Source organism: Halomonas sp. KM-1, assembly GCF_000246875.1.
GTDB classification, from domain to species: Bacteria; Pseudomonadota; Gammaproteobacteria; order Pseudomonadales; family Halomonadaceae; genus Halomonas; species Halomonas aerodenitrificans.
On record NZ_BAEU01000034.1, the window covers coordinates 1 to 16,817 of the forward strand.

A 16,817-nucleotide genomic window follows, 5' to 3' on the forward strand; every position below is an offset into this window, starting at 1 on the left:
CCTGCCCGATGCCGCCGTGGCAGAGGTGGGGCAGCAACTGGCCGCGGAGCCCGCCGTGACGCTCTGTTATCGCCGCCCGCGGCGCCTGCCCGTCTGGCCCTACAACCTGTTCTGCATGATCCACGGCGCCCGCCGCGAGCGGGTGCTGGCAGCGCTCGACGGCATCGTCGAGCGTCATGGCCTGCAGGATGTTCCCCACCGCGTGCTGTTCAGCCTCAAGGCCTACAAGCAGTGCGGCGGGCGCTACGCCCGGGAGAAGCAGCCATGAGTACCCACCGTCACCGGCCCGAGCCGGCCGAACTCGACGCGGCCGACCGGGGCATCGTCAACCGCCTGCAGGACGGCCTGCCGCTGGTCGAGCGCCCCTACGCCGCGGTGGCCGCCGAACTCGGCCTCTCCGAAGGCGAGCTGCTCTATCGCCTGGAGCGGCTGTTGGAGGATGGCGTGCTGAGCCGCTTCGGCCCGATGTACCACGCCGAGCGCCTGGGCGGCGGCCTGACCCTGGCGGCGCTGGAAGTGCCGGAAGCCGACTTCGAGCGGGTCACTACGGCGGTCAACGCCTTTCCCGAGGTGGCCCACAACTACCGCCGCGAGCACCGCCTCAACATGTGGTTCGTGCTGGCCACCGAAACCCCCGAGCGTATCGGCGAGACCATCGCGGCGATCGAGGCCACCACCGGCCTGGCGGTGTTCAACATGCCCAAGCAGGAGGAATTCCATGTCCGTCTCCACCTGCCCGTCTGAGCCGCTGGCCGAAGCCGCCGGCGCACACGGCCTCGACGCCATCGACCGCGCCATCGTGCTGGCCACCCAAGCCGGCCTGCCGCTGGTGCCGGATCCCTGGAGCGCGGTGGGTGGGCCGCTCGGTCTCGCCGGCGAAGAGGTTCGCGCGCGCATGCAGCGCATGCAGCAGAGCGGTGTGATCCGCCGCATCGCCGCGGTACCCAACCACTATCGGCTGGGCTACGTGGCCAACGGCATGACCGTATGGGACGTGGACGATGCCCACATCGAGCGCCTGGGGCGCGAAGTGGCCGCCATCCGCGGCGTGAGCCACTGCTATCGTCGCCCACGCCACCTGCCCGAGTGGCCCTACAACCTGTTCGTGATGCTGCACGGCAAGAGCCAGGCCGAGGTCGAGTGCCAGGCCGAGGCGCTGCGCGAGCGGCTCGGCGAGGCCTGCCGCGACCACCGCATCCTGTACAGCTCCCGCATTCTCAAGAAGACCGGCCTGCGGCTCGCCCGCCGGCCCGGTCCGCCGCGCTGAGGCCTGCGCCGCGCCAGAGGAGGTTTACATGTTCCGCGTCACCCGCTACGTCAAATCGCTGCTCGAACCCACGCCCAAAGGAGGGGAAACCGGCGCCGCGCCGCCCAAGCCCCCCGGCCCGGTGGTGATCTGGAACCTGATCCGCCGCTGCAACCTGACCTGCAAGCACTGCTACACCGTCTCGGCGGACGTCGACTTCAAGGGCGAACTCTCAACCGAGGAGGTCTTCAGCGTCCTCGACGACCTCAAGCGCTTTCGCGTGCCGGCGCTGATCCTCTCCGGCGGCGAGCCGCTGATGCGGCCCGACATCTTCGAGATTTCTCAGCGCGCCAAGGAGCTCGGCATCTATACCGGGCTCTCCACCAACGGCACCCTGATCGACGAGAGCAACATCGCGCAGATCGCCGAGTGTGGCTACGACTACGTGGGCATCAGCATCGACGGCCTCGAGGCCACCCACGACGAGTTCCGTCGGCGCAAGGGGGCGTTCCGCGAGTCGATGCATGCGGTCAAGCTGTGCAAGCAGCACGGCATCAAGGTGGGGCTGCGCTTCACCCTGACCCAGCAGAACTACGAGCAGCTCGACGCCATCCTGGCGCTGATCGACGAGCACGACGTCGACAAGTTCTACCTCTCGCACCTCAACTACGGCGGGCGTGGCCACCGTCATCGCAAGCAGGACGCCTGGTACCAGATGACCCGCGACGCCATGACCCGGCTGTTCGACCACTGCCGGGCCGAGCTCGAACGCGGTGTCGAGCGCGAGTACGTCACCGGCAACAACGACGCCGACGGCCCCTTCCTGCTGATGTGGGCTCGCGAGCACTTTCCCGACCGGGTCGAGGCGCTGGAGCGGCGCCTGACCCACTGGGGCGGCAACGCCTCGGGGGAGTACATCGCCAACATCGACAACCTGGGCATCGTGCACCCGGACACCTTCTGGTGGGACCACGCCATCGGCAACGTGCGCCAGCGGCCGTTCTCGGAGATCTGGCGCGACAGCCAGGACGAGCTGATGCAGGGCTTCCGTCAGCGTCCGCGGCCGCTCAAGGGGCGCTGCGCCGAGTGCCGCTTTCTTGCCATCTGCAACGGCAACACTCGGGTGCGGGCGTGGAAGGTGACCGGCGACCCCTGGGAGGAGGATCCCGGCTGCTACCTCAGCAACGAGGAGATCGGAGTGGAAGAAGAGCGCCAGCGGCGCGTGGCCGCCCCCTTCGACACGATTCAGGCCGTCGAGCTGTAGGCCTCGGAACACCCATATCGGAACACGAAAAAAAGACCGTTTGACGCTTCGGGGAGAGGCCGATCATGACAACACACCGCCAATCGAGACATCCGGGTTTCGAGCTCGACGAGGCACCGCTGGCGCCCGGCGAGGTCGCCATCGTCGGCGCCGGCCCCGGCGACCCGGGCCTGCTCACCCTGCGCGCCCTGTCACTGCTGCAGCAGGCCGACTGCCTGGTGTTCGACCGGCTGGTGTCCGAGGAGGTGCTGGCGCTGGCCCGCCCCGAGGCGCAGCGCTACTACGTGGGCAAGGCCTCGAGCCACCATTCGCTGCCCCAGGAGGAGACCAACGCCCTGCTGGTCGAGCTGGCTCGTGCGGGCAAGCGGGTGCTGCGGCTCAAGGGCGGCGACCCCTACATCTTCGGCCGCGGCGGCGAGGAGGCCGAGTATCTGGTCGAGTGCGGCGTCAGCTTTCGTGTGGTGCCCGGCATCACCTCGGCCTCGGGCTGCTCCAGCTACGCCGGTTTCCCGCTCACCCACCGCGACCACGCCCAGAGCGTGACCTTCGTCACCGGCCACGCCAAGGCCGACGGCGAGCTGGCGCTGGACTGGGCTGCGCTGGCGGTTCCCCATCACACCGCGGTGTTCTACATGGGCCTGGCCAACGCCAGGCTGATCAGCACCGAGCTGCAGCGTCACGGCCTGCCGGCGGAGCACCCGGTGGCGCTGGTGGAACGTGGCACCACTCCCCAGCAGCGCAACGTCTTCGCCACCTTGGGCGATCTGGTGGAAACGATCGAGCGCGAGGGGCTCAAGCCGCCCACGCTGATCGTGGTGGGCGAGGTGGTGCGCCTGGCCGACGTCCTGGCCCTCGGCATGACCCGGCTGACCCGCAGCGATATCGACTCGACCCTGGCCGTGGGAGGGCTGGCACTGTGAAACTCTCCAGGCTATTCATTGGGGGCCTGCTGGGCCTGACCGTTCCCGCCGTCCCGGCGCTGGCCGACGAGCCCGACGCCAACGTGCTCTACAATCACCACTGCGCCATCTGCCACGGCGTGAGCCGCCTCGGCGGCATCGGCCCGGCGCTGCTACCCGACAACCTCTCGCGGCTCAAGCACGCCGAGGCGGTCGAGGTGATCCGCGATGGCCGCGCCGCCACCCAAATGCCCGCCTACGGTGAGCTGCTCGGCGAGGCCGAGATCGCCGCCCTGGCGGAGTGGATCTACGAGCCGCCGGAGGTCGAGCCGAGCTGGAGCGATGCGGACATCCTGGCCAGCCACGTGGTCAGCCACGCCTATGGCACGCTGCCCGACGAACCGGTGTTCGAGGTCGAGGATCTCAAGAACCTGTTCATCGTGGTGGAGATCGGCGATCACCACGTCAGTCTGCTCGACGGCGACCGCTTCGAGCGCATCACCCGCTTCCCTAGTCGTTATGCGCTGCATGGCGGGCCCAAGTACACCCCGGACGGCCGCTACGTGTTCTTCGGCTCCCGCGACGGCTGGGTGACCAAGTACGACATCTACAACCTCGAGGTCACCGCCGAGGTGCGTGCCGGCATCAACATGCGCAACATCGCGGTATCCGCCGACGGCAACTACGTGCTGGCTGGCAACTACCTGCCGCATACCCTGGTGCTGCTGGATGCGCGCAACCTGGAGCTGATCGCCTCCATCCCGGTGGAAGGCCTCAACGGCGAGACCTCACGGGTCAGCGCCGTCTATACCGCACCGCCGCGCAACAGCTTCGTCGCCGCCCTGCGCGACATCCCCGAGGTGTGGGAGATCCGCTGGCCCGAGGAGCGGGCCGAAGGGGACGAGGCACTGGTCGGCGACTTCGCCCTGCACCGCATGGAGGCGCCGGACTACCTCGACGACTTCTTCTTCGACATGGAGTACCGCTACCTGGTCGGCGCCGCTCGCGGCGGCAAGGGCGGCCAGGTGTTCGACATGGACGAGGAGGTCAAGGTCGCCGACCTGCCGCTGGAGGGCATGCCGCACCTGGGCGCCGGCATCACCTGGGAACTCGATGGGCGCCGGGTGATGGCGATGCCGCACATCGACAAGGGGCAGGTCTCGGTGTTCGACATGACCGACTGGTCGCTGATCACCCATATCGAAACCGACGGCCCCGGCTTCTTCATGCGCAGCCACGAAAACTCGCCCTACGCCTGGGTCGACGTCTTCTTCGGCCCCAACCACGATCGCATCCATGTGATCGACAAGCAGAGCCTGGAGATCGTCGAGACGCTGATTCCCGAGCCGGGCAAGACCGCCGCCCACGTGGAGTTCGACCGCCGCGGCGAGACCCTGCTGCTGAGCGTGTGGGACGACGACGGCTACCTGCTGTGGCTCGACGCCAACACCCTGGAGGAGCTGGGGCGCATGCCGATGAAGCGGCCCTCGGGCAAGTACAATGTGTGGAATAAGACCCAATACGAAGAAGGCACCAGCCATTAGTAATCATTGGCTGCGCGGGCGAATCGCTTTGTTGCACGATTGCTGGTGCGCCAGCCCGGTCAGAATCCTCACATATACCCCATATGCTCCGGTTCTTGTGCATCGTGCGACTCGCGACCCACAGGGATGTGGGAAGTGCGTTGGTTCGTCGGGAACGAACCTAGCCGCTTCATCCCGCTCGCTCAATGATTGGTTGTGTGGCGATTAAAAAGAAGCATTCTTGATACTCGTCATGAAGCCGCCCGACGCGAATCGCCATAATGGATTCATCCAAGCATTCAAGTCGGGTATGCCGCCATGAACACCGCTTCCCCCGCTCCCAACCAGCCGCGCCTGCCCCTGGCGCGGTTGGCGTTTCGTCCCTTCTTCCTGCTGGCGTCGCTGTTCAGCGTGCTGGCCATGGTGGTGTGGTTCGCGTTCTGGCACGGCGACATCCTGCTGCGCCCCCACGGCGGACTGATGTGGTGGCACCAGCACGAGATGATCTTCGGCTTCGGTGCCGCCGTGGTAGTGGGCTTCCTGCTCACCGCGGTGCAGAACTGGACCGGCCGGCCGAGTCTGAGCGGTGCGCCTCTACTAGGCTTGGTGGCGCTGTGGCTGGCGGCCCGAATCACCCTGGCGTTTCCCATGGGGCTGCCGGTATGGCTGCTGATCGTGCTCGACGTGGCCTTCCTGCCGCTGGCGGCGCTGGTCATGGGGCGTCTGGTGGTGGCGGCCAGGCTGTGGCGCAATCTGATGTTCGTGCCGGTACTGCTGCTATTGGCGATGGCCAATCTGGCCATGCACCTGGGCGTGGCCCAGGGCAAGTTCACGCTGATTCGCGAAGGGGGCTATCTCGGCGTACTACTGATCGCGGTGCTGATGGTGTTACTCGGTGGACGGGTGATCCCCTTCTTCACTTCTCGCAAGCTGGGGCGGCCGCAGCCGGCGGCGATCCCGGCACTGGAGCGGCTGACTCTGGGCTCGATGCTGGCGATCGTGGTGTTACAACTTGCGGCGCTGCTCGGTGCCGCCGTGCCGCCGGCGCTGCTGGCCAGCGTGATGCTGGTGGCGGCGCTGGCCAGCCTGATACGTCTGGTGCGCTGGGAAGGGCATCGCACCCTGCGTGAGCCGCTGCTGTGGGGCCTGCACCTGAGCTACGCCTTCGTACCGCTCGGTCTGACGATGTGGGCCATGGCGCTGATGGGTGCCTTCCGCGTCGAGCTAGCCGTGCACGCCCTGGCCATCGGCGGCATTGCGACGATGATGCTGGCGATGATGGCGCGGGTCTCGCTCGGGCACACCGGGCGCGAGATTCGCACCCTGCCGGGCATCGGCGTGGGCCTGGCGCTGATGTTCGCCGGGGCTCTGCTGCGCTCGCCGATCCTCGCCATGTTCCCGCAGATCACCCACTGGACCTACAATCTGAGCATCATCTTCTGGTGTATCGCCTACCTCATCTTCCTGTTTCACTATACGCTGCCACTCATGAGTGCCCGCGTAGACGGTCAAAGGGGATAGACGGTCAGCGGGGATAGAGGCCGAGGCAATAACAGGCCGGCAAGGACGGAGCCAGTCGATGATCGAGTACTATTCACTGATCAAGCACCTGCACATGACCACCGCGGTGCTCAGTATCACCTTCTTCATCGTGCGCGCCTGGTGGTCGGTGCGCGAGACTTCCCTGCTGCAGCGGCGTTGGGTGAGGGTCCTGCCCCACATCAACGACACCCTGCTGCTGCTGCTGGGGCTCACCTTGATGACGATGCTTTCCATGTGGCCGCAGCACCATCCATGGCTGGCCGCCAAGCTGCTGGGCCTGCTCGGCTACATCCTGCTCGGCACCGTGGCGATCAAGCGCGGGCGCACGCCGATGTCGCGGGGGCTAGCCGCGCTGGCCGCCATCGTGGTGTTCGTTTACATCATGGGCACGGCCATGACCAAGGACCCCTGGTTCTTCCTGCCCCTTTGAGACGGCTTTCTACGACGCTGCAGGCTTCTATACTGAAGCCTGCCGAGACATTCACGACAAGACGAGGAAAAACCACATGGCCAATCAAGATCTTCCTTCCGGTGCCGGCAAGGTGGCCGACGACTATCCCGAGGTGTGGCGCGCCTATGCTGCGCTGGGCAAGGCGTGCGCCGAAGCGGGTCCGCTGGATGACCGCACGCGGCGCCTGGTCAAGCTGGCGCTGGCGGTGGGCGGCGGCTCGGAGGGGGCCGTGCATTCCCATATGCGCCGCGCCATGGACGAAGGCATCGAACCGGAGGCCTTGAAGCAGGTGGCCATGCTGGCGATTCCCACCCTGGGGCTGCCGGCGGGGGTGGCGGCACTGACCTGGATCGAGGACATCACCGATACCCGGCGGTAAACGACTGCGCGGGTGAAGGGCGTTGTTGCACGGTGCTCGCAATCCTCACCTATACCCCATAGGCTCCGGTTCCTGCGCGCCGTGCGCCTAGCCCTTCATCCCGCTCGTGCGTTTACCTACAACTGACGGGCGGGCCCCAGCGGCCCGCCGTGCGACATTCCACCGCTCTCTGAAAGCTCCGTTCTCTCGCCGCTCGCGCCGTTCATCACCGCCGATTTGACGAAGGTCAATGCTGCCTCTGGTTCGTGGCGTTACTCTTAAGATGCATTATAGATGCTTGTTTAAGGGGTGGGGCTCGCCGACTTCGGTCGCAGGTCCCTGAAGTGTCACCAGCGAGGGGGAAAGGCCCATGACCGAAGGCCTCACCAAGGCGGCGGCCCGTAATATCTTTTACGGCGGCTCGCTCTTCTTTTTCCTGCTGTTTGCCGCACTGACGGCTCACAGCCATTTCTACATCGTCAATACCTCGACCCAGCCCATGTCGGACTCCGTGCGCCTGGGCAAGCACGTGTGGGAAGAGCACAACTGCATCAACTGTCACACCATCCTCGGCGAAGGCTCCTACTTCGCGCCTGAGGTCGGCAACGTCTGGACCCGCTTCGGCGGACGCGACAACCCCGAGGCTGCCCGCATGGCGCTGACGGCGTGGATGAACGCCCAGCCCACCGGTGCCCCCGGCCGTCGCCAGATGCCGGCTCACGACATCAACGACGAAGAGATGCGGGCGCTGATCGACTTCCTGGAGTGGACCGATTCCATCGACACCCAGGGCTGGCCGCCGCACCCGGCGGGCTGATCCCCCTTCCAGGAACCAAGGAGTCGAACCATGAAATACGAAACGCAGAAGGTGGCCTTGCCGTTCTTCATGCTGGCAATGGCACTATTTGCTCTACAGATCATCTTCGGACTGGCGGCGGCGGCAGCCTACGTGTGGCCGCACTTCATGTCCGAGGCGATGCCCTTCAACATCACCCGTACCAGCCATACCAACCTCTTGATCGTGTGGCTTCTGATCGGCTTCATGGGTAGCACCTACTACCTGATGCCGGAAGAGGCGGAGAACGAGATCTACAGCCCCAAGCTGGCCTACTTCCAGCTGCTGCTGTTCGCCATTGCCGGCGCCGGCGCGCTGATCAGCTACCAGTTCGGCATTCACGAGGGGCGTCACTACCTCGAGCAGCCGCTGTGGGCGAAGTTGATGATCACCGTCTCGTTCCTGATGTTCCTGTTCAACACCAGCCTGACCATGCTCAAGGGCCGCAAGACCGCCATCAACATGGTGCTGATGCTGGGCCTGTGGCTGGCCGCGGTGTTCTGGCTGTTCGCCTTCTACAACCCCGACAACCTGGCGCTGGACAAGCTGTGGTGGTGGTGGATCGTGCATATCTGGGTCGAGGGCGTGTGGGAACTGATCATGGCCTCGCTGCTCGGCTATCTGCTGATCAAGATGACCGGCGTGGACCGCGAGATCATCGAGAAGTGGCTCTACGTCATCGTCGGCCTGGCGCTGTTCTCCGGCCTGCTGGGTACCGGTCACCACTACTACTGGATCGGCACCCCCGGCTACTGGCAGCCGATCGGCAGCATCTTCTCCACGCTGGAGGTGATTCCGTTCTTCGCCATGGTGGTGTTCGCCTTCTACATGTTCTGGAAGGGCAGCCGTAACCACCCCAACAAGGCTGCCATGCTGTGGACCCTGGGCTGTGCCGCCGTGGCCTTCTTCGGCGCCGGTGTGTGGGGCTTCATGCACACCCTGTCGTGGATCAACTACTACACCCACGGCACTCAGATCACCGCCGCCCATGGCCACCTGGCCTTCTACGGCGCCTACGTGATGCTGATCATGGGCATCATTACCTACGCCATGCCGCAGCTGCGCCGCGTGCAGCCCTACAACCAGGTGCTCAACATGTGGGCGTTCTGGATCATGACCTCGGCCATGTGGTTCATGACCTTCACCCTGACCTTCGCCGGTGTGGTGCAGACCCACCTGCAGCGGGTACTGGGCATGAACTTCATGCAGGTGCAGGCACAGCTCGAGCTGTTCTACGTGATGCGCTTCGGCACCGGCATCTTCGTTGCCCTTGCCGCCGCCATGTTCTTCTACGCGGTGTTCGGGCCGGCCCGTGAGCAGGTAGGCACTCACGTCAAGCAGCCCTCCATCGTCGCCACCGAGTGAGCCAGGGACGGGGCGGCATGCCGCCCCGTCCTCTTCTCTCCCGGCTCTTCTTTCTTGGAGGTTTCGCCATGTATACCGCTAGCGCCACCAACGCTGCTTCCGCCTTTGCGCGCGAGCTGCCCTACTACGAGCCGGTCGGCAACGAGTGCGCGCTGTTCGAGCAGGCGTACCGGCAGCGCCTGCCGCTGCTGCTCAAGGGGCCGACCGGCTGCGGCAAGACCCGCTTCGTCAGTCACATGGCGGCCAAGCTGGGGCGCCCGCTGTTCACCGTTTCCTGCCACGATGACCTCACCGCCGCCGACCTCACCGGCCGCTACCTGCTGCAGGGCGGCGAGACCCGCTGGGTCGACGGCCCGCTGACCCGCGCCGTGCGCGAGGGTGGCATCTGTTACCTCGACGAGGTGGTGGAAGCGCGCAAGGACGTCACCGTGGTGCTACACCCGCTTACCGACGACCGCCGCCTGCTGCCGCTGGAAAGAACCGGCGAGCTGCTCGAGGCGCCGGACGATTTCATGCTGGTGGTCTCCTACAACCCCGGCTATCAGCACATTCTCAAGTCACTCAAGCCGAGCACCCGTCAGCGCTTCGTGGCGATGTCGTTCGACTTCCCGCCGCCGCGGGTGGAGTGCGACATCGTCGCCCGCGAGAGCGGCCTTTCCCATGAGCGCTGCGCCGCGCTGGTCAACCTGGCCGGGCGCCTGCGCGAGCTCAAGGGCCAGGACCTGGAAGAGGGGGTCTCCACCCGCCTGCTGGTCTACTGCGCCACCCTGATCAATGCCGGCATGCCGATCCTCGAGGCCACCCGGGCCACCCTGGTCGAGCCGCTCTCGGACGATCTGGACGTGCAGGAAGGGTTGTTGGAGTCGATTCGCGCCACTTTCGGCTGAGGCATCACTGCCACCTAATCGGCGCTCGATAGCGCACCAGGAGGATTGGCCATGCAATTTCTCGAGCTCGAAGAGTTCGTCGGTCGCCACTGGCATCGCTGGGCCTCCAGTGCGGCCAGCTACCAGCGCTATCCGGAAGCGGCCGTTTCCATGGAGCGGATGCGCCACGTGCTCGGCGTGTTCTTCCGCGCCAGCGGCGGCGAGGCGGGCGTTGAAGTCGCCGCCATCATCGCGCGCAGCTCCAATCACCGCCTGTCGCTGCGTCAGCGGCTCGGCTTCGATGACGAGGCCATCGACCAGGCCCGGCGCGACGAGGAGAACCTGCTGCTGCCGCCCCGCATCGATCTGTTCCCCGACGCCGAGCTGAACCGCGATCTCTACTTCTGGCTGGTGGCCTACTTGGCGGTGGCGCGCCAGCCCGAGCCGCAGCGCGACCCGCTGCGTGCCGACCTGGCGCGCCTGCGCGAGGCGGTGCGCGCCCGTGACGCTGCGCTCGAACGCTTCCCTGGGCTGGCCGAGCGCTATCGACGACTGTGCCAGGCGCTGCTGCTGGTGCGCCCGGCCCGCAAGCGCCTGCCGACCATGGAGCTGGCGCTGGAACAGACCCTGCGCGTGCTGCTCGGCGAAGAGCGGGGGCTGGAAGGCTGGGCGGCGGCCATGCATCACGCCGTGACGCGGCCCGAGCTATCGCTCGACGGTATCGGCGCGCCGCGCGGCTATCGTCCGCCGCTGCCGGTGCCGCTGTGGGGTCAGGTGGTGGCCCTGGGCACCGGGGCCGGCCGCGACGAGAGCCGGGAAGACCCGGAAGAAGGCGAGACCAACAGCGCCCAGACGGTGAGCGACGGCAAGCGCAAGGCCGAGCGCAAGCGCCAGGACCAGACCGAGCGCGACGACCCGCTGATAGCCAACCGCTTCGAGAAGATGCTCTCCTGGACCGAGATGGTGAACCTCAACCGCCTGGTCGAGGACAACGAGGACGAGGAAGCCAAGCGCGCCGCCGAGCAGATGGAGGAGATCATCCTCAGCCCGCACAAGCAGCGGGCGGCGACGCGCATCAAGGTCGACCTCGACCTGCCGCCGGACGAGGCGCTGGGCGAGCGCCTCCGCGGCAAGCACACCTATCCCGAGTGGAACTACCGCAAGCAGATCTACCTGCCCGAACACTGCCTGGTGCACACCGAGCTTGCCAGCGAAGAGGGCGAGCAGTGGCAGCCCGATGCCGCTACCCAGCGGCGCATTCGCCGCGTACGCCGAGAGTTCGAGGCGCTGCGACCGCGCCGCGAGACCCTGCGCGGCCAGTACGACGGCACCGAGCTCGACATGGACGCGGTGATCCGCTCGCGCTGCGACCTGGCCGCCACCGGCGAGTCCAGCGACCGGCTCTATCAGGCCACCCGCCAGCAGGCCCGCGACCTGGCGGTGTCGATCCTGGTCGACGTCTCGCTCTCCACCGACGCCTGGCTGGAGGATCGCCGGGTGCTCGACGTAGCCAAGGAGGCGCTGCTGGTGCTGGGCCACGGCCTGGCCGGCTGCGGCGACGACTACAGCATCCACTGCTTCACCTCGCATCGGCGCCAGAAAGTGTGGGTCAATACCCTGAAGACCTTCGACGAGGCCATGAACGAACGGGTGGCAAGACGCATCTCGGCGCTCAAGCCCGGCCACTACACCCGCATGGGGCCGGCGATCCGCCACGTGACCAAGGAGCTCTCCGAACGGCCCAACCGGCACCGGCTGCTGCTGCTGCTCACCGACGGCAAGCCCAACGACACCGACTATTACGAAGGCCGTTACGGCATCGAGGACACCCGCCGGGCGGTGCTCGAGGCGCGCCAGCACGAAGTGCGGGTGTTCGGCGTGACCATCGATAGCGAGGCGCACCAGTACGTGTCGCACCTGTTCGGCCGCGGCAGCTACGCCATCGTCAACCGGCCGGAGCATCTTTCTCTCGCACTGCCGGGAATTTACCGTCAAATCATAGGTAACTAGGGGGAGTGAAGATGACAGTAAACCGTCCCGCCATTGCCCTGTGCCTCGGCCTGCTGGCCGCCTTCGCGGTGATCACCCCGCTGGCCTGGGTGATCAACACCCAGGACTGGGGCATCCTGATGATGTTCGTTGCCCCCTTCGCCGTCTACGGCCTGATCCGCCTGGGCCGGCGGCTGGCGGAGTGGGCCGGCGTCGGGCCACCGCCACCCACCTACTGAACCCATGCCACAGTAAACGGCGCCGCTATCCCCGATAGCGGCGCCGTTTCGTTCACTTCTCTTGAGGACGATGGTTAGGCTAACTGGGCGACAAGATAACCGGACCCCACCAGCACCAGCGTGGCCAGCACCAGCCCGACGAAGGCACCGCGCCAGGCCGGCGAAGCGTCGGCCAGGCCCAGGTACACCATCAGCACCCGGTGCACCTTGAAGAAGGTGGTGGCCAGCAGCAGGCCTGCTGACCACAGCGGCAGGGCGGCCAGGCGGGCATCGCCGCCCAACTGTGCGGAGAGCATGGTAACCAGCGTCAGCCCCATCAGCACCGCCCAGGTAATCAGCAGCCGGCGGGTGGCGGCATCGCGAAAGGCGTCTTGCATGGCGCGCATGGGCTCACCTCAGCAGGTAGAGGATCGGGTAGAGCAGAATCCAGATCAGATCGACCATGTGCCAGAAGGCCGCGGCGGTTTCCACGTTGTCATGGGAGAGGCGCCAGGCCACCAGGGCGATCAGCCCCAGGCCGAACAGCACGTGGGCGAAGTGGAAGCCGGTCAGCAGGTAGTAGAAGGTGAAGAAGGTGTTGGTCTCGGGCATGAGCCCCTGGCCGAGCTTATCGGCATACTCCATTATCTTGACCACGCAGAACACCACGCCCAGGGCGAAGGCCGCTCCCAGCCACTGGCGGCAGCGCCGTATCCTGCCCTGGGTGATGGCCTGTACCGCCAGGGCGGCGAACAGCCCGCTGGTCAGCAGCACCATGGTGTTGATGCCGCCGGTCACCGGATCGAGCAACTGCTGGGAGGCGTCGAAGACCTCGCGCTCGCCGGCCCGCAGCCAGGCGAACAAACCGAAGAAGGCGGCGAACACCACCATCTCGCTGAGGATCAGCACCCACATCAGCGGATTGCCGGGCAGCGCCGCCAGCGGCCCCCAGCCCGGGTTGGGCAGCGGCCGCGGCTGAGACAGCTCGTGACGCTCCGTCACTCAGCCCACCGCGGCGACAGGCGTGCGCTCGAATTCGGCACGAACCGCCGGCGTGGTGAGCTTCCAGCCGGCCCAGGCGAACAGCACCACCAGCGCCGTGGCCACCATGATCAGCACGGAAAGGGCGCCGATCAGGCCAGCCACCGACTCTTCGTAGCGGGCCATTTCTCCGGCCGCATCGGCCATGAAGCCGAAGGTCAGCGGGGTCAGGGCGGCGCCGCCCAGCACACCGACGAAGCCGGCCGCCATCAGGCCGAGAAAAGCCGGCCGCGCCCAGCGCCGACGCTGCAGCAGCGCCACGGAGAGCGCCAGGGTCACGGCGGCGCCCACCATCAGTAGGCCGGCCACGGTATTGCTGCGCTCGATCAGCCAGGCCACCCCGCCGGTGAGCCCACCGCTGCCGGTTTCGACGCCCAGCGAGACGACCAGCGCCTCGCCGGGCAGTAGCGGCAGGGTGAGCAGTGCCGCGGTCAGCGTGGAGAAGGCGATGAAGCCCCAGGCCAGTCCACTGACGGCAGCGGAGCGTGTCGGTGGCAATTGCAGGGTCGAGGTGGCGGTAGTCATTGGTGAGCTCCCGATCAGTCTTCCAGCGAGACCTTGGCGCCGCCGAACAGCAGGCTGCGCGGATCGTCGATGGCGCGGTCGTTCAGCAGACGGTTGATCCCCACGCCGCTGCGACCGATGGTCCAGGCCAGGCAGGCAGTGAAGAAGCCGTAACCCAGCACCCAGGAAGCCCAGGAGGGCGCGCCGATCAGGCCCAGCAAGTACCAGGCGGAAAGCACCACGGCACCGGCCAGGGCACCGAGCCAGAAGGTGCGGATCTGGAACAGCAGGTGGCTCTCCACCCACTCCGCATTGCGGCGGCGGCGAAGGTGGGCGATCAGCACGCCGATGGGTGCGGTGACCACCGCCATGATGCTGCCCAGATAGAGCACGTAGACGACCGCGGCCAGGCTGCGGCCTCGCGTATCGAGCGGCGCTGCGGCCGTATCGGTTGATGTATTGGCGTACGAGATGGTGGACATCGCTCCCTCCCGTGGGTGTGTGTCGACGCGGTGTGTCGGAAGTTAATGAGTATTTTGAATGCCTGTTATTGGCACTATGCCTGGTGAGGAACTGGCTGTCCTTGCCTTGGATCAATGCAGGGCCGTTTCGGTATGGGATTCGGCGAGGTGGGGTGTCGCGCCACCGCTCTGCTGTGGCCTGCTTGATCCTGACTAGCCTGGCTCGGGAGCAGATTCGCTCCTCTTGGCTACAGGCGAGAAAGTGATAGTGGTCGCTGACTTGATTTGCATCAACTTGCTTGGGCCGGATCCGTCCTAGCTTTCTCAATGGCAAGCATGCACATGAGTCCGATCGCTGCACTGCGTTTGGATTCGCCAACAGGAGCCAGTGCCATGTCCAAGAAGAGCGTGAAGGAAATCAGACCCAACGTTAGTGAAGTGCCGTCAGCGACGCCGCCGCAGGAAGCGAGCCCGTTCCGTGAGCTTGACCGTATGTTCGACCGCTTTCTCGAACGAGGATGGGGGCATCCGCTGCGCTGGGACCTGCCGGTTTTCGAGCGGCTTGCCGCCGGGAGCCGAATGCCCAAGGTCGATGTCGTCAACCGGGATGCGGAGGTTGTGATACGTGCCGAGCTTCCCGGTATGGCGCGTGAGGATCTGGATGTCTCGGTCACCGACAGCACCGTGACGATCAAGGGAGAGCGCCACAAGGAGTCCAAGGAAGAAAGCGGCGAGTACTATCGCTGTGAAATCTCCCATGGCCGTGTGGAACGTACGGTTGCCCTGCCTTGCGAAGTCGATGCCGACAAGGCCGAGGCCAAATTCAACAACGGGCTGCTGGAACTGACGCTGCCGAAGGTCAAAGAGGTACCTCGGCGCAAGCTCGATATCAAGTGAGTTTCCAGATGGTGACGAGACGGCGGGCCGAAATGCTCGGCTCGCCTATTGACTACACGGGAGGTGGGCATGAAAGCGACTTGGGTGGTGGTGGCCGATCAGGCACGTGCGCGATTCTTCACCGCGCCCGAAGCAACGGCCGCCCTGGAGGAAGTGGACACACTGTTCAACCCTGAAGGCAAACTGCACGAGCGAGACATCAACGCCGATCGTCCCGGCCGGACGTTCGATTCCATGGGTGTCGGTCGGCATGCCATGGGCAAGCACCATTCGCCCAAGGAACAGGAAGCGATCCGCTTTGCCACTGCGATCGGCGAACGGCTTGGCGCCGAGTATGGCAGGGGGGCGCTTGGTCATGTGGTGCTCTGCGCGCCGCCCCGCTTTCTCGGGTTCTTGAAGGAGGCCTTGCCGGAGCAGGTCATGAAGTGCGTTTCCCATATCCTGGACAAGGAACTAGCCAGCCTGAGTGCCGAGGAGATTCGCGCGCATCTGCCCGGGCGGCCTGTGTGAGCAAAAACCGATCGGGGAGGAGTGCGGCGCATTGGCAGATTGCCTCAACGCTGCTTTCTGCTGTGGAACGGTGCGCTCATACCGTCGGTGAGTTCCTGTAGTGCGCTCGGGTCCAGCAGTTCGACTTCCTTGCCGGTAACCTTGAGCAAGCCCTGATCGATGAAGCGCCGAAACGCTCGGCTCGTCGTTTCCGGGGCGAGCCCGAGATAGTTGCCCAAGTCGAGGCGGGACATGGGCAAACGGAATCGCGTTCGCGACAGGCCGCGTCGACCGAAACGCTGACCCAGATTGATCAGCATGATGGCCAGGCGCTGCTCGGCAGTTCGCCGCGACACCACCTGCAACAGCTCATGCTCATCAAATATCTCCTTGCTCATCACTCTCAGTAACTGGTGCTGCAGCCCGGGGATTTTGCGTGAAAGGGCTTCCAATTGGGAGAAGGGAATCTTGCACACACTGGTGGTTTCCAGCGCCTCGATGGTAGTGGGGTGGCTCCCGCTGCCGATGGCATCAAGCCCGACCAGCTCGCTCGGCAGGTGGAAAGCAATGACCTGGCTATCGCCTCTGTGCCCCAACAGGCTGCTTTTCAGACTGCCGCTCAGTACGGCATAGATGGCGCTGAATGGCTGGCCCGGACGGCACAGCTTCTCACCTTTCCTCAGGGGACGGCGATGCTCGACGATACGATCCAGCTCGTCGGTATCCTTGCGGTCCAGCGCAACAGGCAAACAGAGTTCGCGCAGGCTGCAGGAGCTGCAAGCCTTACGAATTTCATGAAGTCGAATCAATTGACTAGCGTTGCTGCTTTCCCCCATGGCAACACCTCGTCCTGTATCGCTCTCTTCTAA

20 protein-coding genes and 1 pseudogene are annotated in these 16,817 nt (G+C 65.6%); 16 read left to right on the plus strand and 5 right to left on the minus strand.

What is annotated here, in order from left to right; all coding sequences use genetic code 11:
• From B8115_RS23535 to B8115_RS02890, 14 genes and pseudogenes are all read left to right on the plus strand, one after another.
• Window positions 1–268 (plus strand): annotated as a pseudogene (locus B8115_RS23535) (AsnC family protein); the annotation flags it as partial.
• A complete protein-coding gene (locus tag B8115_RS02830; protein WP_010626234.1) occupies window positions 265–744 on the plus strand; it encodes an Lrp/AsnC family transcriptional regulator in 480 nt (159 codons plus the stop codon). The pseudogene B8115_RS23535 and the gene B8115_RS02830, both read left to right, overlap by 4 nt.
• A complete protein-coding gene (locus tag B8115_RS02835; RefSeq protein ID WP_010626235.1) occupies window positions 719–1,267 on the plus strand; it encodes an Lrp/AsnC family transcriptional regulator in 549 nt (182 codons plus the stop codon). Before B8115_RS02830 ends, B8115_RS02835 begins: the two co-directional genes overlap by 26 nt.
• 28 nt (window positions 1,268–1,295) lie before the next feature.
• The gene (gene nirJ, locus B8115_RS02840; RefSeq protein ID WP_010626236.1) at window positions 1,296–2,510 is read left to right on the plus strand and encodes a heme d1 biosynthesis radical SAM protein NirJ; all 1,215 of its coding nucleotides are present in this window, start codon (window positions 1,296–1,298) and stop codon (window positions 2,508–2,510) included.
• A gap of 65 nt (window positions 2,511–2,575) precedes the next feature.
• A complete protein-coding gene (cobA, locus tag B8115_RS02845) occupies window positions 2,576–3,430 on the plus strand; it encodes a uroporphyrinogen-III C-methyltransferase (RefSeq protein WP_010626237.1) in 855 nt (284 codons plus the stop codon).
• Window positions 3,427–4,953, plus strand: coding sequence for a nitrite reductase (locus tag B8115_RS02850; protein ID WP_010626238.1), 1,527 nt, complete (start codon window positions 3,427–3,429; stop codon window positions 4,951–4,953). Before cobA ends, B8115_RS02850 begins: the two co-directional genes overlap by 4 nt.
• A 297-nt stretch (window positions 4,954–5,250) precedes the next feature.
• Entirely contained in the window at window positions 5,251–6,453 is a 1,203-nt protein-coding gene (locus B8115_RS02855; RefSeq protein ID WP_010626239.1) for an NnrS family protein, read from the plus strand.
• A gap of 58 nt (window positions 6,454–6,511) precedes the next feature.
• Window positions 6,512–6,904: a SirB2 family protein gene (locus tag B8115_RS02860; RefSeq protein ID WP_010626240.1), complete on the plus strand. Its 393-nt coding sequence runs from the start codon at window positions 6,512–6,514 to the stop codon at window positions 6,902–6,904.
• Window positions 6,905–6,980: 76 nt separating this feature from the next.
• Window positions 6,981–7,304: a carboxymuconolactone decarboxylase family protein gene (locus tag B8115_RS02865; protein ID WP_010626241.1), complete on the plus strand. Its 324-nt coding sequence runs from the start codon at window positions 6,981–6,983 to the stop codon at window positions 7,302–7,304.
• Window positions 7,305–7,653: 349 nt separating this feature from the next.
• A complete protein-coding gene (locus tag B8115_RS02870) occupies window positions 7,654–8,100 on the plus strand; it encodes a c-type cytochrome (protein ID WP_010626242.1) in 447 nt (148 codons plus the stop codon).
• Window positions 8,101–8,130: 30 nt separating this feature from the next.
• Window positions 8,131–9,483 carry a cbb3-type cytochrome c oxidase subunit I gene (locus tag B8115_RS02875; RefSeq protein ID WP_010626243.1) on the plus strand — a complete coding sequence of 451 codons (1,353 nt, stop codon included), beginning with the start codon at window positions 8,131–8,133 and terminating at the stop codon, window positions 9,481–9,483.
• 68 nt (window positions 9,484–9,551) lie between these two features.
• A complete protein-coding gene (locus B8115_RS02880; RefSeq protein WP_010626244.1) occupies window positions 9,552–10,370 on the plus strand; it encodes a CbbQ/NirQ/NorQ/GpvN family protein in 819 nt (272 codons plus the stop codon).
• A gap of 51 nt (window positions 10,371–10,421) precedes the next feature.
• Window positions 10,422–12,359, plus strand: a complete 1,938-nt coding sequence (locus B8115_RS02885; protein WP_010626245.1) for a nitric oxide reductase activation protein NorD — start codon at window positions 10,422–10,424, stop codon at window positions 12,357–12,359.
• Window positions 12,360–12,370: 11 nt separating this feature from the next.
• The gene (locus B8115_RS02890; protein WP_010626246.1) at window positions 12,371–12,577 is read left to right on the plus strand and encodes a hypothetical protein; all 207 of its coding nucleotides are present in this window, start codon (window positions 12,371–12,373) and stop codon (window positions 12,575–12,577) included.
• Between the two features lie 74 nt (window positions 12,578–12,651).
• Here B8115_RS02890 and B8115_RS02895 read toward each other — a convergent pair whose 3' ends face one another.
• From B8115_RS02895 to B8115_RS02910, 4 genes are read right to left on the minus strand one after another with little or no spacing between them, the layout of a single operon-like run.
• On the minus strand, window positions 12,652–12,963 hold the full coding sequence (locus B8115_RS02895) for a cytochrome C oxidase subunit IV family protein (RefSeq protein WP_010626247.1): 312 nt from the start codon (window positions 12,961–12,963) through the stop codon (window positions 12,652–12,654).
• A gap of 4 nt (window positions 12,964–12,967) precedes the next feature.
• Window positions 12,968–13,558 carry a cytochrome c oxidase subunit 3 family protein gene (locus B8115_RS02900; RefSeq protein WP_010626248.1) on the minus strand — a complete coding sequence of 197 codons (591 nt, stop codon included), beginning with the start codon at window positions 13,556–13,558 and terminating at the stop codon, window positions 12,968–12,970.
• Window positions 13,559–14,122 (minus strand): hypothetical protein, encoded by a 564-nt coding sequence (locus tag B8115_RS02905; RefSeq protein ID WP_010626249.1) that lies wholly within the window; start codon window positions 14,120–14,122, stop codon window positions 13,559–13,561.
• Between the two features lie 14 nt (window positions 14,123–14,136).
• A complete protein-coding gene (locus tag B8115_RS02910; RefSeq protein WP_010626250.1) occupies window positions 14,137–14,583 on the minus strand; it encodes a hypothetical protein in 447 nt (148 codons plus the stop codon).
• A 372-nt stretch (window positions 14,584–14,955) separates the two neighbouring features.
• On the opposite strand from B8115_RS02910, the gene B8115_RS02915 reads away from it, so the two are divergent.
• Window positions 14,956–15,459, plus strand: a complete 504-nt coding sequence (locus B8115_RS02915; protein ID WP_010626251.1) for an Hsp20/alpha crystallin family protein — start codon at window positions 14,956–14,958, stop codon at window positions 15,457–15,459.
• 69 nt (window positions 15,460–15,528) lie between these two features.
• Complete coding sequence (locus tag B8115_RS02920) at window positions 15,529–15,969, plus strand: host attachment protein (protein ID WP_010626252.1); 441 nt, start codon at window positions 15,529–15,531, stop codon at window positions 15,967–15,969.
• 44 nt (window positions 15,970–16,013) lie between these two features.
• On the opposite strand, the gene fnr is transcribed toward B8115_RS02920, so the two are convergent.
• Entirely contained in the window at window positions 16,014–16,784 is a 771-nt protein-coding gene (gene fnr / locus B8115_RS02925) for a fumarate/nitrate reduction transcriptional regulator Fnr (RefSeq protein WP_010626253.1), read from the minus strand.
• Between the last annotated feature and the right edge of the window lie 33 nt (window positions 16,785–16,817).

Excerpts from the sequence above, each read along its gene's own strand:
- B8115_RS02830 (WP_010626234.1), top strand. The coding sequence starts at position 265 with ATGAGTACCCACCGTCACCGGCCCGAGCCGGCCGAACTCGACGCGGCC.
- cobA (WP_010626237.1), top strand. The coding sequence starts at position 2,576 with ATGACAACACACCGCCAATCGAGACATCCGGGTTTCGAGCTCGACGAG.
- B8115_RS02865 (WP_010626241.1), top strand. The coding sequence starts at position 6,981 with ATGGCCAATCAAGATCTTCCTTCCGGTGCCGGCAAGGTGGCCGACGAC.
- B8115_RS02890 (WP_010626246.1), top strand. The coding sequence starts at position 12,371 with ATGACAGTAAACCGTCCCGCCATTGCCCTGTGCCTCGGCCTGCTGGCC.
- B8115_RS02910 (WP_010626250.1), bottom strand. The coding sequence starts at position 14,583 with ATGTCCACCATCTCGTACGCCAATACATCAACCGATACGGCCGCAGCG.
- B8115_RS02885 (WP_010626245.1), top strand. The coding sequence starts at position 10,422 with ATGCAATTTCTCGAGCTCGAAGAGTTCGTCGGTCGCCACTGGCATCGC.
- B8115_RS02855 (WP_010626239.1), top strand. The coding sequence starts at position 5,251 with ATGAACACCGCTTCCCCCGCTCCCAACCAGCCGCGCCTGCCCCTGGCG.
- B8115_RS02835 (WP_010626235.1), top strand. The coding sequence starts at position 719 with ATGTCCGTCTCCACCTGCCCGTCTGAGCCGCTGGCCGAAGCCGCCGGC.
- fnr (WP_010626253.1), bottom strand. The coding sequence starts at position 16,784 with ATGGGGGAAAGCAGCAACGCTAGTCAATTGATTCGACTTCATGAAATT.
- B8115_RS02870 (WP_010626242.1), top strand. The coding sequence starts at position 7,654 with ATGACCGAAGGCCTCACCAAGGCGGCGGCCCGTAATATCTTTTACGGC.
- B8115_RS02875 (WP_010626243.1), top strand. The coding sequence starts at position 8,131 with ATGAAATACGAAACGCAGAAGGTGGCCTTGCCGTTCTTCATGCTGGCA.
- B8115_RS02895 (WP_010626247.1), bottom strand. The coding sequence starts at position 12,963 with ATGCGCGCCATGCAAGACGCCTTTCGCGATGCCGCCACCCGCCGGCTG.
- B8115_RS02920 (WP_010626252.1), top strand. The coding sequence starts at position 15,529 with ATGAAAGCGACTTGGGTGGTGGTGGCCGATCAGGCACGTGCGCGATTC.
- B8115_RS02860 (WP_010626240.1), top strand. The coding sequence starts at position 6,512 with ATGATCGAGTACTATTCACTGATCAAGCACCTGCACATGACCACCGCG.
- nirJ (WP_010626236.1), top strand. The coding sequence starts at position 1,296 with ATGTTCCGCGTCACCCGCTACGTCAAATCGCTGCTCGAACCCACGCCC.
- B8115_RS02880 (WP_010626244.1), top strand. The coding sequence starts at position 9,552 with ATGTATACCGCTAGCGCCACCAACGCTGCTTCCGCCTTTGCGCGCGAG.
- B8115_RS02915 (WP_010626251.1), top strand. The coding sequence starts at position 14,956 with ATGTCCAAGAAGAGCGTGAAGGAAATCAGACCCAACGTTAGTGAAGTG.
- B8115_RS02905 (WP_010626249.1), bottom strand. The coding sequence starts at position 14,122 with ATGACTACCGCCACCTCGACCCTGCAATTGCCACCGACACGCTCCGCT.